Source organism: Caldinitratiruptor microaerophilus, assembly GCF_025999835.1.
Lineage (GTDB): Bacteria > Bacillota > Sulfobacillia > Symbiobacteriales > ZC4RG38 > Caldinitratiruptor > Caldinitratiruptor microaerophilus.
The window spans coordinates 1316888-1331818 of record NZ_AP025628.1 but is presented as its reverse complement, the minus strand read 5'-3'; the positions used below and the strand labels follow the sequence as shown (position 1 = coordinate 1331818).

Annotated in this window: 14 protein-coding genes; 7 read left to right on the top strand and 7 right to left on the bottom strand. The window is 75.0% G+C overall.

Features of this window, described 5'->3' with window-relative positions:
- Nucleotides 1-7 precede the first annotated feature (7 nt).
- Nucleotides 8-1444 carry a sensor histidine kinase gene (locus caldi_RS06450; protein ID WP_264844288.1) on the top strand — a complete coding sequence of 479 codons (1437 nt, stop codon included), beginning with the start codon at nucleotides 8-10 and terminating at the stop codon, nucleotides 1442-1444.
- Between the two features lie 5 nt (nucleotides 1445-1449).
- Here the strand turns inward: caldi_RS06450 and caldi_RS06445 are convergent, their stop codons facing one another.
- From caldi_RS06445 to caldi_RS06425, 5 genes are all read right to left on the bottom strand, one after another.
- Nucleotides 1450-1665 (bottom strand): hypothetical protein, encoded by a 216-nt coding sequence (locus caldi_RS06445; protein ID WP_264844287.1) that lies wholly within the window; start codon nucleotides 1663-1665, stop codon nucleotides 1450-1452.
- Between the two features lie 226 nt (nucleotides 1666-1891).
- Entirely contained in the window at nucleotides 1892-2824 is a 933-nt protein-coding gene (locus tag caldi_RS06440; RefSeq protein WP_264844286.1) for a DMT family transporter, read from the bottom strand.
- A gap of 23 nt (nucleotides 2825-2847) precedes the next feature.
- Nucleotides 2848-4746 (bottom strand): S9 family peptidase, encoded by a 1899-nt coding sequence (locus tag caldi_RS06435; RefSeq protein ID WP_264844285.1) that lies wholly within the window; start codon nucleotides 4744-4746, stop codon nucleotides 2848-2850.
- 183 nt (nucleotides 4747-4929) lie between these two features.
- Complete coding sequence (locus caldi_RS06430) at nucleotides 4930-5838, bottom strand: 2-oxo acid dehydrogenase subunit E2 (protein WP_264844284.1); 909 nt, start codon at nucleotides 5836-5838, stop codon at nucleotides 4930-4932.
- Nucleotides 5839-5862: 24 nt separating this feature from the next.
- Nucleotides 5863-6324, bottom strand: a complete 462-nt coding sequence (locus tag caldi_RS06425; RefSeq protein WP_264844283.1) for a GNAT family N-acetyltransferase — start codon at nucleotides 6322-6324, stop codon at nucleotides 5863-5865.
- A 113-nt stretch (nucleotides 6325-6437) separates the two neighbouring features.
- Here caldi_RS06425 and caldi_RS06420 point away from each other — a divergent pair, with 113 nt between their 5' ends.
- The 6 genes from caldi_RS06420 to caldi_RS06395 all read left to right on the top strand — a co-directional run bounded on the left by caldi_RS06420 (nucleotide 6438) and on the right by caldi_RS06395 (nucleotide 12528).
- Complete coding sequence (locus caldi_RS06420) at nucleotides 6438-7121, top strand: cyclase family protein (RefSeq protein ID WP_264844282.1); 684 nt, start codon at nucleotides 6438-6440, stop codon at nucleotides 7119-7121.
- Nucleotides 7108-8361, top strand: a complete 1254-nt coding sequence (locus caldi_RS06415; RefSeq protein ID WP_264844281.1) for a chorismate-binding protein — start codon at nucleotides 7108-7110, stop codon at nucleotides 8359-8361. The genes caldi_RS06420 and caldi_RS06415 overlap by 14 nt, the downstream gene beginning before the upstream one ends.
- Before the next feature lie 40 nt (nucleotides 8362-8401).
- A complete protein-coding gene (locus caldi_RS06410) occupies nucleotides 8402-9463 on the top strand; it encodes a hypothetical protein (protein WP_264844280.1) in 1062 nt (353 codons plus the stop codon).
- Nucleotide 9464: 1 nt separating this feature from the next.
- Complete coding sequence (locus tag caldi_RS06405; RefSeq protein ID WP_264844278.1) at nucleotides 9465-10814, top strand: aldehyde dehydrogenase family protein; 1350 nt, start codon at nucleotides 9465-9467, stop codon at nucleotides 10812-10814.
- Entirely contained in the window at nucleotides 10805-11566 is a 762-nt protein-coding gene (locus caldi_RS06400; RefSeq protein WP_264844277.1) for an SDR family oxidoreductase, read from the top strand. The genes caldi_RS06405 and caldi_RS06400 overlap by 10 nt, the downstream gene beginning before the upstream one ends.
- A 137-nt stretch (nucleotides 11567-11703) precedes the next feature.
- A complete protein-coding gene (locus caldi_RS06395) occupies nucleotides 11704-12528 on the top strand; it encodes a serine hydrolase (RefSeq protein ID WP_264844276.1) in 825 nt (274 codons plus the stop codon).
- On the opposite strand, the gene caldi_RS06390 is transcribed toward caldi_RS06395, so the two are convergent.
- Nucleotides 12515-14092, bottom strand: coding sequence for a copper amine oxidase N-terminal domain-containing protein (locus tag caldi_RS06390; protein WP_264844275.1), 1578 nt, complete (start codon nucleotides 14090-14092; stop codon nucleotides 12515-12517). The genes caldi_RS06395 and caldi_RS06390 overlap by 14 nt on opposite strands.
- Nucleotides 14092-14835, bottom strand: coding sequence for an SDR family NAD(P)-dependent oxidoreductase (locus caldi_RS06385; protein WP_264844274.1), 744 nt, complete (start codon nucleotides 14833-14835; stop codon nucleotides 14092-14094). Before caldi_RS06385 ends, caldi_RS06390 begins: the two co-directional genes overlap by 1 nt.
- Nucleotides 14836-14931: the final 96 nt, after the last annotated feature.

Sequence of the window (14931 nt, the reverse complement as noted above, 5' to 3'; positions counted from 1 at the left end):
AGCGATCATGCGCATCAGCACCCGGCTCCTCCTCACCTACCTCCTGGCGGTCGCGCTGGTGGGCGGGGCGCTGACCCTCGCCGTGCCGCGCCTGGTGCGCGCCCAGCTCCTGCGGTCGACGGCCGACCAGCTCGCCGTGCGGGCCCAGGACGCCGGCCGGCGGCTGCTCAGGGTGCCGCGCACCGCCGTCCTGCAGTTCACGGCAGGGGTCCTGGGCGCCGACGCGATCCTGGTCGATTCGAACCTGCGCGTGGTCCGGGTCGTCTCCGACTATCCCCCCGCGCAGGCCCTCGAAGGCGCCACCCTGGTGGGACCCGAAGCGCAGCTCGTGCGCCGGGCGCTCGGCGAGGGGCACGGGGTGGGCGCCGTCCTCTCCGGCCGGCTGGGCGTGGTTGCCGGGGCAGCCCCGCTCGCTCTGCCCGGCGGCCCCCCTGTGGGAGCGATCGTCCTCTTCCAGGCGGTCGAACCCCTCGAGCCGGCCCTGCGCCAGACGGAACGCCTGGTGGCGGCGTGGACGGTGGCCGGGCTCGTGGCGGCGGCGGTGCTCGCCTCCCTGATGAGCCGGATGATCGTCCGCCGCCTGACCGCCGTCACCGAGGCCGCCCGCGCGGCCGCCGAGGGCGATCTGACGCGGCGCGTCCCCGAGGAGGGTGCGGACGAGCTGGCCGACCTGGCCCGTTCCTTCAACCACATGGCCGAGCGCGTGCAGAACCTGGTAGAGGGCCTGCGCCGCTCGGAGGCTCTCCGCCGCGACCTCATCGCGAGCATCTCGCACGAACTGCGGACGCCGGTCACCTCCGTGCGCGGCTTCGCCGAGGCACTGCGGGACGGCGTGGTGCCCCCGGCCGAGCGGGAGCGCTACTATGGCATCATCGCTGCCGAGTCGGCGCGCCTCTCACGGCTGATCCAGGACCTCTTCGACCTGGCCCGCCTGGAGGCCGGGCAGCTGGAGCTGCGCATGCAGCCCGTGGCCGTCGACGACTGGCTAAGGGCGTTCGCCGACCGGGCAGGGCCGGTGCTCGCGCAGTCGGGCACCGTGCTGGTGCTCGAGCCGCCTCCGGTCCCGGGTCCCTGGATCTACGCCGACCCCGAGCGGCTGGACCAGGTCTTGCACAACCTGGTGGAGAACGCGGTACGCCACTCGCCCCCGGGAGAGCCCGTGCGCATCGACCGGGTTCTTGACGGGGGCGAGGTCCGCATCCGCGTCACCGACCGCGGCCCCGGGGTGCCGCCGGAGGAGCGGGACCGGATCTGGCAGCGGTTCTACCAGGCGCCGGGACCGGACGGGCGCAAGGGCGGCGCCGGCCTGGGGCTCTCGATCGTGAAGTCCATCGTGGAAGCGCACGGGGGCCGGGTGGGGGTTGAGCCGGCCCCCGGGGGAGGCGCCCGCTTCTGGTTCGCACTCCCGGCGCTGCCGCCCCGCGGGCCGCACGGTCCTGCCTGACTCGATCACGGCCCTTGCGCGCCACGCGCGTCGGCGGCCCGGGCGATGCCGGCCAGGAGCCGCAGGGTGTCGCACAGCGCCAGGCAGCCGAGCATCACGCTGGTCAGCGCCAGGAAGGTGACCAGCTGCGGCAGCACGTGTCCGGCGAGGTAACCGGTTCCCGCCCCGGCCAGGGACATGAGCCAGCCGCTCCCTGCCTGGGCGGCGCGCCGGGCGCGCACCGCCCACCGGCCGGCGGCCGGTGGGCGGGGAGGGCAACGTGCTTCAGCGGATGGCCGGCAGGAGGAGCAGGACCAGCACCAGGATGATCAGGAGCTCGGGGCTGAGCTGCTGCCGGATCTCGAACACCGGGATCACCCCCGGGGCCAACGTACGTCCGGGCCGGGGCGGCTGCCACGGCGTGCCGCGACCCGGGGGGCGCGAGCGCTCAGGGCGGCGCGCCGGTGCTCACAGGGGCGATCCGGCGGCGCGGCGGACGGCGGAGGGAGTCCCGGGAGGCGGCCCGCCGGAGGTCCGGACCTGCAGCAGCGCGACCCCGCCGAGGACCAGGGCGATCCCGAGGACCTGCGGCCACGCCAGGACCTCCCCGAGGACGGCGGCGCCCAGGATGGCGGCGACCACGGGTTCGACCGTCGCCGTGATGCTTGCGTGACTGGACTCGATCTCCCGCAGTCCGCCGAGGTATGCGGCGTAGGCGAACAGCGTCGGGCCCAGGATCATGTAGGCGAGGGCCGGCCACAGGTCGGGGCGGCGCAGGGGCGCGGCGAGCGCGGCGGCCCCGGCCAGCGGGGCGACCACCGCCGTGCCCGCGATCTGGGTGTAGAGGACCAGGGTCCAGGGGCTGTACCGCCCGAGGCCGTACTTACCGAAGATGCTGTAGAGGCCGTACGTGAAGCCCGCCCCGAGCCCGGCCAGGAGCCCGGTGGCGTTGAGGCGCACCTGCGTGAGGTCGTACGCGCCGGCGGCCAGGGCGGTGCCCACCAGGGTGACGAGGAGGAGGACCCACTTGGCCGGGGTCAGCGGTTCGTCGAACAGGACCCGGCCGAGGATCGCGACGAACAGCGGGGCCGTGTAGAGCAGCACCGCCGCCGTGGCGACCGGGATCAGCCGGATCGCCGTGAAGTACAGGAGGTTGTAAAGGCCGACGCTCACCAGACCGTACAGCGCCAGGAAGGGCAGGTCCCGGGAGCGGACCGCCAGGAGAGCAGGACGGACCAAGCCCAGGTAGGCGCCCAGAAAGACCGCGGTCCCGAGGGAGCGGTAGGTGACGGCGACCTCGGGGGAAAGCCCGCCGGCGTACAGCCGGCGCCCCACGATGCCCAGCGACCCCCAGAGCACCGCGGCGAGCAGGACGAGGGCGTAACCTTTCCAGCGACGCATGCGGGCCTCCCGGAGCGGTTCCTTCAGGCGTAGAGCACGTGCTGGCGGAGGAACGCCTCCACGGCGCGGTAGAACGCCTCCACGGTCTCCGCCTTGCGCCAGCCGTGCCCCTCGCCCTCGTACACGTGGTACTCGTGCGGCACCCCGCGGCGCCGCAGGGACTCGGCGATCGCATCCGACTGGTTTCGGGGAACGACCTCGTCGTCGGCACCCTGGAACAGGGCCAGCGGGTCCGTGATGCGGTCGGCGGCGAAGAGGGGGGACCGCTCGCGGTACAGGTGCGCGGCCTCCGGCAGCGGCCCCACGATCGAGTCCAGATAGCGCTCCTCGAACTTGTGGGTCTCGGCGGCCAGCGTGAACAGGTTGGAGACGCCGTACAGGGAGATCCCTGCCCGGAACGTGCCGGGATGAGTGGTCAGCGCCCGGAGGACCGTGTAACCGCCGGCGCTTCCACCCATGATCACCAGCCGGTCCGGGTCCGCGATGCCCGCCTCCCCGAGGAACCGGGCGGCGCTGACCGCATCCTCCACGTCCACCACGCCCCAGTTTCCCCGCAGCGCCTCCATGTAGGCCCGCCCGTAGCCGGTGCTGCCGCGGTAGTTCACCTCGAGGACCACGTAGCCCCGGGTCGCGAAGAACTGCGCGTCCGGCGAGAAGCCCGGCAGGGACTGGGATGTGGGGCCGCCGTGGATGCGGAGGATGCCCGGCGGCCGCCCCGGCGACTCAAAGCGCGGGTTCGTGGGCTCGTACAGGAGGCCGTGAGCCTCCTGGCCGCCCGCCGTGGGCCAGGAGACGGCCCAGGGACGGGCGAGCGCCTCCGGCGGGATGTCCTCGGGCGCGCTGCGGCGAAGCACCCGGGTACCCTGCCCCGGCCGGTGGACGACGACACGGGGCGGGGCGACCGGGGACGAGGCGATCAGGGCGATCTCCCCGGTGCCGGGCGCGACGGCGATCTGGGAAAGGACCGTGTACTCGTCCGGCGGAGGGGCGACCGGTTCCGCCCGGCCTTCGGACAGGTCGTACCGCCACAGCGAGCTGAATCCCTGGGAAGAGCGGATGTAGTAGATGTAGCGGCCGTCGGGGCTGAAGCCGTGCGTCCGCAGCCCCTGCACCCAGGCCGGCCGGCCGTGGTCGGCCGGCTCCGTGACCCGCGCGCGGTGGGTGCCCGCCTCCAGGTCGTACAGGTGCAGGTTCGGCCAGCCGGACTCGTCGGAGACGTAGGCCAGGTAGCGGCCGTCCGGGGAGAACTCGGGCTGGAAGATCGACACCCCGGTGCCGCCTGCCAGGGTGCGAACGCCGGTAACGGCGGGCGGCCGGCCACCGCCCACCTCCAGCGTGGCCAGGCGCAGCTCCGTCCCGTCCCACGGCATCTGCGGGTGATTCCAGGCGATGAAGGCGATCCGCCGCCCATCCGGGTGCCAGCGGGGCTGCATGTAGAAGTCGTCGCCCCACACGAGGCGCTGGGGCCAGCCGTCGCCTCCGGCGTGCGTGATCGCCAGGCAGTCCTGGCGCTCGTACGAGTGCACGTACACGATCCACTGCCCGTCCGGGGAGACCGCCGGCGCGGCCGGCTGGCCGAAGGCCGGGGTGACGGGGACGACGGGGCCGCCCCGCAGCGGTTGCCGCCAGAGGCGGCCGTCGGCGACGAAGTAGGCGGTGCCGTGGGCCACGGTGAAATCCCCGCCGCCGTACCCGACCCGGGCCCGCACGGAGAATCCGGCCGCCAGGTCCCGGGGGGCCTCGCCGTCCTGGCCCGCCGCCACCAGCACCCCCTGGGCCGAGCGGCCCTCGAGCCAGACCAGCGTCCTGCCGTCGGTATCCCACTGCACGTCGCTCAGCCGGATTCCCTGGGCGAGCCGGGCCGGGCTGACGGGGCTGTCCCAGGTGCCGTAGGGGCGGACGATCCGGGTTGGCTGTCGCATGCGCTGCGTCCCCGCCTTGTTACCATCTAATGCAAGTTTCGGAGTCCCCCGCCCGGTTCCCTGCCGGGACGGGCGCGCCGGCACGAGGAAAGCGCCACAACGAACCGTGAACAGTGTCCCCCCGGCCGGGCCGCGCGAGGGCAGCGGCCCGGTGCGGGGGGCGGTTTCTTCCCGACGACGGGCTCAGACCGGGACGTTCGCCGCCTCCACGACTTCCCTGACCCGGTTGAGAAACCCCAGGGTGACCACGCCGTCCAGGGCCCGGTGGTCGAAGGAGAGACTCAGGTTCATGACCGGCCGGACCTCGATCCGCCCGCCCGGAAGGGCCACCGGCCGGTCGACGACCGCCTGGCACGCCAGGATGGCGCAGTTGGGCTGGTTGATGACGGCCGTCCCCCAGACGGACCCCAGGCTGCCGGGGTTGGTCACGGTGAAGGTGCCCCCCTCGCTGATGTGAGGGCCGCCGTATCCGGCGCGGGCGAGGGCGCTCAGGTAACGGAGTTCGGCGGCGAGGTGGGACACGGTCTTGTACGGGGCGTCCCGGAGCACGATCAGGTCGACTCCTCCCGGCACGTCGACCGGGACGCAGATGTTGACGCGGTCCGGGAGCACGAGGCCGAGCGGCGTGACCTGCCCGTTGAGGCACGGCCAGTCGAGGAGGGCTTCGGCGGCGGCGCGCACGAGGAACGGAGTCAGCCCGATCGGCATCCCCCGTTCCCGGAGCGCCCGCCGCAGCGACTGGAGGCGGGAGACGTCCACCTCGACCCCGGTCGTCACGTGGGCTGCCGCGTTCGAACTGTACTGCATGTGGTGGGCGATTCGCAGGCGCAGGTGGTCCCACGGCAGGAGCCGCTGGCCCCCCGGTCCGGCCACGGCCGGCGATATGTAGGCGAGGTCCTCGCCGGGGGCGACCGCGCTCCCCGGCCGCACCAGCGCGGCCGCCAGCACGCCGCCGGCCGGCGCGGGGAGGGCGTGGGCGGCTCCGCCCACCGCGACGGTGACGACGGCTTCCCCGGGCGCCACCCAGTCGCCGGGCCGCTTGAGCCACTGGAGCACCGTGCCGCCGGCGGGCATGACGACGCTTGCGGACAAGGCCCTCACCTCCGCCCCGGGGCGTCAGAGCACCTTCACGAGGGTGAGCCGCTCGACCTGGCAGCCGTCGGCGAGGGCGTGCGCGAGCGAGGTTCGGTTGTGCGCCGCCACCACCCGGCGGACCAGGGGAAGGCCGAGCGCGCGGCAGTGCGCCTCCCCGGCGGCCGTGAGCCGGTGGCCGATCCCCTTGCCGCGCCGCCCGGGCTCGACCCAGATGTCGACGAGGTGGCCGCAGGGCATGCCGGTGAGCTCGTCCGGCGCCACGGCCACGACGGTGTACCCGATGGGTTCCCCCCGCTCCCGCGCCACGAGGGCGGTACCTCCCGGCAAGCCGAGCGCCAGGCGCAGCATGTGCTCCACCCGCGCGGCGAACAAGGCCGGCGTGGTGGCCGCCCGCTGCGCCGGGATGAGCTGCTCCCAGCCCGTGGCCACCGACCGGGCGAGGAGCCACGGCCATTCGTGCAGGGCCATCGGCCCGATCTCCACCGCGGCGCACCTCCCGTGGGCCACTTCTATGCGCGGGCCAGGGCCGGGGTCCCTTCATACGATGGCAGCACCACAGCGCGAAAGGGGGCGCGGGGCAGACGCCCTCACCGGCCGTGCGAATCGTCGACCTCACCCACGGCTTTCGCGCCGGCATGCCGGCGTACGGAGCGGCCTGGTACGCGCGCTTCGACCTGCGCCGGATCCTGACCCCGGACACCGACCCCGCAGGCCAGGGCCGCACGTTCAGCCAGTTCGTGATGAACCCCCACAACGCGACCCACGTGGACGCGCCGAGCCACTTCTTCCCCGGCGCGCCCGGCGTGGCCGAACTCGACCCGGCGATCTTCCTGGGCCCGGCCGTGGTGGCCGACCTGACCCACAAGGGCCTCCGCGAGCCGATCACCGCCGCCGACCTCGACGCCGTCATGGGCGGCGAGGACCTGCGCGGGCTCCGGCTCCTCGTTCGCACCGACTACCTGGACCGCCACTGGGGGGACCCGGACTTCTGGCAGAAGCCCCCGTACCTCGACGCCACCGCCGCCGCGTGGTGCGTCGAGCGGGGGGTGCGGCTGGTCGGCCTCGACTGCCTCACCGAGGAGCCGGGCGACCGCGCCTTCCCGGTGCACCGGTCGCTTCTCGGCGCCGGCATCCCGATCCTCGAGTACATCCGCAACCTGGCGGCCCTGCGCTCGCGGCGCGTCTGGCTCTCGGCGCTGCCGATCGTGGTGCACGGCGCCGAGGCGGCGCCGGTCCGGGCCGTCGCCCTGGAAGGGGGGACCCCCGATGGGCCCGGGTGACCCCCCCGCACGGTCCCGACCGCTCCCCGCCTGGGGTCCGGCCGACCTCGCCGCAGCGCTCGCCCCGCCCGTGGCCGTCCTGGGGGGCCTCGTGGCGGCTGGGAGGCGCTACGACCTGGTGGCCTGGCAGCCGGTGGCCCGGGCGTCGACACTGGAAGGCGCCCTGTCCCTGGCGGGAAGGGCCGCCCCGGAGGCGGCCGGCGCGCTCCCGCCCGGCGCGGCGGCCCTCCTCGGCGCGGTGGTGGGGACCCTCGCTTGGGACGGTTCGGCCCGGTTCTGGCTGCCGGGCGCCGCGGCCCTGTTCGACCGGCACACCGGCACGCTCTGGTACCGGGGGGAGCTGCCGGCCCCCGAACCGGCCGGCGCGCCCGGGGCCTCCGGCGGCGTGCGAACCGGCAGCGGCCCGCCGGCCGCCGCCCGGCCGCTCTGGGACCGGGCAGGGTTCTCCACCGCCGTCCAGGAGGCCCGGCGCCGGATGGCCGCCGGGGTCTTGCAGAAGGTCGTCCTCTCGGTGCCCCTGTCCGCGCCCTGCGGGCTCCCGCCGGCCGGGGTGTTCCGCCGCCTCACGGCGTCGGACCCGCCGGGGCTGAGGTTCCTCCTCGCCGACGGCCCCGGCGCGCCGGTCCTGGCCGGCGTCTCGCCCGAGCCCCTCGTCACCCTGACCGGCCGGCGGGCCGAACTGCACCTCCTGGCGGGCACCCGGCCGGAGGGGGCCGGACCGGCTGCTGCCCTCCTGGCCAGCCGCAAGGACCGCTTCGAGCACGCGGTGGCCGTCGAGCAGGGCCGGCGGGATCTCCTGTCCGTGTGCCGGCCGGGCTCCGTGGCCGTCGAGTCCTTCCTGGTGCCCGAGCGCCACCCGGGGCTGGTGCACCTGGCCTCGCACATCGCCGGGGAACTGCGGGAGGACGCCGGTCCGGCCGACCTCATCCGGGCGTGCTTCCCGGCCGGGACGGTGAGCGGGGTGCCGCGCGGGCCGGCGGTGGCCCTGATCGAGGCGCTCGAGCCGGTCCCCCGCGGCTGGTACGCCGGGGCCGTGGGCGCGCTGCTCCCCGGCGGGGACGTCCAGCTCTGGCTCACCATCCGCACCGCCGCCATCGAGGGCGGGACGGTCCGGGTACGCGCCGGCGCCGGGGTGGTGCCGGAGAGCGAGCCGGAGGCCGAGTGGGCGGAGTGCCTCGCCAAGGCCCGCCGGACCCTGGAGGCGCTCGGGGCGGAGGTGGTGGACGCTGAGCGGGCATGACGTTTCCGGCGCCTGCGGGCGCGCCGGCCTCGACGCGCACGTGCGGGCGATCATCGCCTGGCACTTCGATCCAGAGACCGGCTCGCCGTACTGGCTCCGGCGGGCGCAGACTCTTGGCTTCGACCCGCGCCGCGACGTCCGGGGCTTCGCCGACCTCGCGCGCTTTCCCCCGGTGGCCGACGAGTGGCGGACGGTCCCCGCCGCCGACCTCATCCCCCGCGGCGCGCGCGGCCCCTTCGCCGTGTGGGAGACGGGCGGGACCACCGGACCGCCCCGGCGCATCGTCGACGCCCGGGAGCGGTACCGGGGCGTGCTGCGGATCAGCCGGATCCTCGACCTGCACGGCTTTCCCGGCGCCCACCGGGGCCCCCGGGACGAGCACGTCCCTGACCCCGCCGCCGGCGACTGGCTGCACGTCGGGCCCAGCGGGCCCCACCTCGTCGGGACCAGCGTGGCCCGGCTGGCGCGCCTGCGCGGCTCCCTGTGCCACACCGTCGACCTGGACCCGCGCTGGGTGAAACGCCTGTACCGGGCCGGCCGGCTCGACGAGGTCCGCCGCTACACCGCCCACGTGATCGAGCAGGCCCTGGCGATCCTCCGGACCCAGCCGGTCACGGTGGTCACCACCACCCCGCCGCTCCTGCAGGCGCTGTGCGAGCACCCGGAGGCGTACGAACGGCTGCGGGCCCGGGTGAAGGGGATCATCTGGTTCGGCACCAGCCTGTCGGACGAGGCCCTCCGGCTGCTGGAGGAGGAACTGCTCCCCGGCGTGACCGTGGTGGGCTGGTACGGCAACACGCTCATGGGCATCGCCTGCCAGCGCCCCCGCCGCCCCGGGGATCCCCATCGCTGCGTCTTCGTGCCGCCGTCGCCCGGGGCGGTGGTGCGGTTGGTCGACCCCCGGGACCCCTCGAGGGAAGTGGGGTACGGCGAGGAGGGGCAGGTGCGCCTGAGCGTCCTCACCCGCGAGCTCTTCCTGCCGTGGCATCTGGAGCGGGACCGGGCGATCCGGGTGCCGCCCTCCCTGCCGGACCCGTGGGACGGCCTGGCCCGGGTGGCGCCGCTGGGGGGCAGCGGACCCGAGGTCGAGGGGGTGTACTGACGTGCTGGAGGTGCCGATCTGGCGCTGTGGCCACGAAGCGGCTTCGCTGACGACGTCCGTCCTCCGGGACTACCGCGGCGAACCCCTCGCCCGCGTACACCACGCGCCTGCCCTCCTGGTGCACCGGGTGGTGTCGCGGCTGCGCGCCGCTGCCCCCGGCCCGGAGGAGGACCCGGAATCGCGCTGGGACGCCATCGCCCGGGCGGGCGAGCTGCTGACCGGCAGCCGGCTGGGGGGCCTGGGGCCGGAGGACCACGCCCGCCTGGTCACCCGGGCCACCGGGGCGCCGCTCGCCTGGAGCCGCCAGGCCCTCGCCGAACTCGCCGGCGGGCTGCGCGAGATCCGCTCCGCACTGCACTGGCAGGCGCCGGGCGGGGACCTCACGGTCTTCCGTACCCGCCGGGTCGCGCTGCCGGACGGCCGCACGTACGCGTGGGTCCCGGCCGGACGGGTGCTCGGGTTCGTGGCCCCGTCGAACCACCCCACCGTGCACCTGACCTGGGTCCTCGCCCTGGCGATGGGCTGGAGCGTCGCCGTCCGGCCCGGCTCCGACGACCCGCTGACGCCCTGGCGCCTGGCCCTGGCCCTGCGGGCGGCCGGCTTCCCGGCCGAGCGGATCGCCCTGCTCCCGGGCGGCCACGACCTGGTACCCGCGCTGGTGGAGGCGTGCGACCGGACCGTCGCCTACGGCGGCCCGGTCCTGGCCGACCTCCTCGGCCGCGACGCCCGCGTCCTCATGAACGGCCCCGGCCGCAGCAGGGTGCTGGTCGACGCCCCGGCCGACCCCGACGCGACCGCCGGCTTCCTCCTCGAGTGCATCCTCCACGACGGCGGCCGCAAGTGCACCTGCGCGAGTGCCGTCCTGGTCCGGGGCGAGGTGCCGGGCCTCCTGGACGGCCTGGCCGGAAAGCTGGCGGCGATCCCCCTGCTCGACCCCCTCGACCCCGCCGCCCGGGTCCCCGCCTGGAAGGACCCGGACGCGGCGCGGCGGACCCCCGGCCGGGTGGTCGTCCACGACGGCGTCACCTTCGTTCAGCCCGAACTCGTCCGCTGCCCCGACCCCTTCGCCCCGCCCTTCGGCCTCGAGCTGCCGGCGCCCTGGGCGACGGCCGCCGAGCTCCCGGCCGGCGCCGATCCCCTGCCTCTTCTGCGGGGCTCCCTCGCGGTCACCTTGCTCACCCGGGACCCGGGGCTCGTCGAGGCGTGCCTCACGGAGCCGACCATCGCCAAGGTGTTCGCCGGCCCGGTGCCGCCCTGGTTCACGGAGCCCGGCGCGCCGCACCACGGCCGGCTGTCGGAGTTCCTCTTCACCAGCAAGGCCTTCCGGGAGGAGGGGCAGCCGTGGCGGTGACCACTGACCTCAGCGGGCGGCGAGCCCTGGTCACCGGCGCATCCCGGGGCCTGGGCGCCGCGGTCGCGCGGCGGCTGGCCGCGGCGGGGGCGGACGTCGCCGTCCACTACCATCGCGGCGAGGCGGGCGCCCGGGACACCGCCGGCGAGGTGCAGCGCGCGGGCCGGCGGGCCCTCGTCCTGCGGGCCGACCTGGCCGACCCGGACCAGGTCGCCGACCTGGTGCGGCAGGTCGAGGACGCCTGGGGCGGGCTCGACCTGATCGCCAACAACGCCGGGGTCGCGCCCGTCGCCCCGTGGCCCGCCGTCACCCCGGCCGGGTGGCGGCAGGTCCTCGCCGTCGACCTCGACGGGCCGTTCCACGTGCTGTATCACGCGCTCCCGCTCCTGGCGGGGGCGCCCGGGGGCGCGGCGGTGGTCAACGTGAGCTCGGTGGCTGCCCTGACCGGTGGCTCGTTCGGACCGGCGTACGCCGCCGCGAAGGCGGGGCTCGTCGGCCTCACCCGGTCGGCGGCCCGGGAACTGGGGCCGCTCGGGATCCGGGTGAACTGCGTGGCGCCGGGGCCACTCGACTCGCCGCTCGCCCGGGCGCTGCCGGAGGAGGCGCTGGCCGCCATGGCGGCTCAGACCCCTCTGCGCCGGCTCGGGACGTACGAGGAGGTGGCGGAGGTCGTCGCCTGGCTGCTGTCGCCGGCCGCGTCTCACGTCAACGGCCAGGTGATCGTGGTCGACGGGGGGCGGGTGATGCACTAGGGGGATGCACAAGGGGCGCGGGCAGCGGCCAGGAAGAGCGGCGGCCGTGTCAAATCCTCGGGATGAGAGGGCTGGCCGGGAGGGTTCCGTCGGGTACAGGGCTCGGCCGGCCATACGGAAGGAGGCTTCCCCCTCGGTTGGCGATCACGGACGACATCCGCGCACTGGCGGAGCGCTTCAGCGGCACCCTGGGCGTCTGGGCGCAGTCCCTCGACACCGGCGAGACGGTGGAGTGGAACGCCGAGGAGACGTTCCCGGCCGCCTCGACGATCAAGCTCCCCATCCTGTACGAAGTCTACAAGCAGGCCGGCGAGGGGCGTCTGGACCTTGCCGAGCGCCTCGTGCTCCGGGCCGAGGACATCGTCCCCGGCTCCGGGGTGCTCAAGGACCTCACGCCCGGCCTGGCGCTCACCGTGAAGGACCTGGCCACGCTGATGATCACCGTCAGCGACAACACGGCGACCAACCTGCTCATCGACCGGGTGGGCCGTGAGGCCGTCAACGACTCGATGCGGGAACTCGGGCTGCGGGGGACGCACCTCGATCACAAGCTCTTCCGGGCGCCGGAGGGAGCGCCGCCGAACCGGTCCACCCCGGCCGACCTCGGCCGTCTCATGCGGCTCATCGCCGCCCGGGCCGTCCTGACGCCCGCCGCCTGCGGCGAGATGCTGGACATCCTGGGCCGGCAGCAGTACACGGAGCAAATCACGCGCCGCCTGCCGGATTACGACGGGTTCGTCGAACCGGGCAGGGAGCCGGCCGTGCGGGTCGCCTCCAAGAGCGGGGCGATCCGGGGCACCCGCAACGACGTGGGCCTCGTCGAGGCGCGCGGCCGGCGGTACGTGCTCGCCCTGATGACCCGGGGTTGCCGCGACCTGCGCTTCCATCCGGACAACGAGGCGTCGCTGCTCCTCGCGGACGTCTCCGCGGCCCTCTACCGGCACTTCGTCACCGGGAGCTGACCTCGACGAGGCGGAGCCCCGCCGGCGTCTGAGGGTCCAACCACAGTTCGGGCTGGCCGTCCGTCCAGTACAGGCTGGTAGCGGTCCAGGCCCACTCGCCGCCGGCGCGTTGGAAGGCGATACCGACCGCCTTGAGGCGCCGGCCACCCAGTTCGGCGGGCTGGTCCCAGGTGACGAAGACGACCGCCTCATCGCCGCCGGGCGGCTCGTCCAGCCGGCCGTAGTACCGGCGCCGTCGGGGGGCGCTGACCGATGCGGTACCGTCCGGCCCGACGGTGACGGTCACCTGCCCGGCGGTGTCCAGGGTCCACACGTCGCTCCGGCTCCGTCCCGGACCGTAGGCGGTCAGGCACGCCCGGGTGCCGGCCGGTACCTCGAAGACCGCGCGCAGCGCCGGGCGCCGCAGGGCCCCCTCCCGCAGTGCGGACTGGAACTCCGACTCGAACGCTTCCATTGAGACGCCGAAGATCTCCTCGAACAGGGCATGGGGTTCGCCGCCCGCTGCGACGGCGTCGACGTACCGGGCGAGGGCTTCGGCTCCCCGGTCGCGCTCGAGCCGGTCGACCGCCAGCGCTGCCTCTGCGTGGGCCGGGAACTCGGCGAAGCGATCGAAGAACTCGTCCGGGTCGGCGATGAGGCCGGCCCGGCGGCCTTCGAGCCAGTCGTCGAGGACCTGCTTGCGGAGCGCGCCCCGCCAGCGGTTACCCTGCGGCGTGGTGGGCAGGTGTCCCTCCAGGCGGCGGGCGACCGTCTCCACCAGGCCCTCGTGCACCCACTGCGGCAGCCGCCCGCTCAGGTTCCGGCGATCGAGGGCGACGTGGCCCAGCTCGTGGAGCAGGGCGACGCGGACCTCGGCTTCGAAGGGTTCGTCGGCGGAAACGACCACGTGGACGTGGTCCCCCCCGCTCGCGGTGCCCTCCGCGTGCTCGCTGACCCGGCGCGCGCTGGCCTCCGGCACGCCTTCTGCCACCAGGTGGCGGTACCACTCCTCGCGGTCCTCGAAGAGCCACACCTCCGGCGTCCTGCCGGCCGGCGAGTGACCGAGTTCCCCGGCCACCCGGGCCCACATCCTGTCCAGGTCGCCGGCGAGCGCCCGCGCGAGCGCCAGGGGAACGCCTCCACCGCGATGGACCACCGCCGCCGAGGTGGGGTCGCGCCCCGGGCCGTAGACGAAGGCCGTCTCCGTCTCCGGGTCCCAGCGGACCGTACCTCCGATGGCCTCGGCCACCGGACGGACGGGGACGAGAACGGTCCCGTCCACGGTGACGGTCGGGATCGCTGTCGCAGCCGGCTGCCCGTCGACGTGGATCCGGGCCTGCACCGGATCCCACTCCAGCCGGACACCTGCCGCCTCCGCGATCGCCTGCAGCGGGGCGAACGTCTGGCCGCCCAGCCGGAGCGGCGGCACGCCGTTCTCGATGGCCAGCCCGTCGACGACCAGCCGGGCGACCGGGAACCCCCGGTACGCCGCAGCCGGCGCCGCAGCCGCCCGGGAGGCCAGCCCGGCCACGACCGCCGCCAACGCGGCGGCAGCCACGAGAGCCTTCAGGCCACGCCTCGGCATCAGTACGTCGCCCGGCCGCCGCTCAGGTCGAAGACGGCGCCCGTGGAGAACGAGCAGGCCGGGGAGGCGAGCCAGGAGACGAGCTCGGCGACTTCCTCGGGCTTCCCGGCCCGGCCCATGGGGATCTTGCTGAGCATGTACTGCACGGTTTCCGGGGCGATCTGCTGCAGGATCTCCGTCTCGATCACCGCCGGGGCGACCGCGTTGACCAGGATGCCCGACTGAGCGAGCTCCTTCCCCAGGGCCTTCGTGAGGCCGATCACCCCGGCCTTCGCCGCCGAGTAGGGCACCAGGGTCGGGTTGCCCTCCTTTCCGGCGATGGACGCGATGTTGATGATCCGCCCGCTGCCGCGGGGGAGCATCGCCCGCACTGCCGCCCGGCAACAGAGGAAGACGCCGGTCAGGTCGACGTCGATCACCCGCTGCCAGTCCTCCACGTCCAGGTCCTGGATGGGCGCCGTGCGGCCGGCGATCCCGGCGTTGTTGACGAGCACGTCCAGGTGGCCCCAGCGATCGACCACCGCCCGGACCATGGCCTCGACGCCGGCCGGGTCGGTGACGTCCGCCCGGATGGCCATGGCCTCGCCGCCCTCCGACCGGATGGCGGCAGCCTCGCGCTCGGCCTTCTCCAGGTCCAGGTCGGCGATGGCCACGCGGAGGCCGTCGCGGGCCAGTCTCCTGGCGATCGCCAGCCCGATGCCCCGGGCGCCGCCGGTCACGATCGCGGTCTTCCTGTCGGTCACGGTGGTGTCACTCCTCCGTCCATCCTGGGCGCCGGCCTCACGCGGCGGCCGTGCGCTCGACCCCGGTTGCGGATCACGCTTCGCCGCCCGCACGGG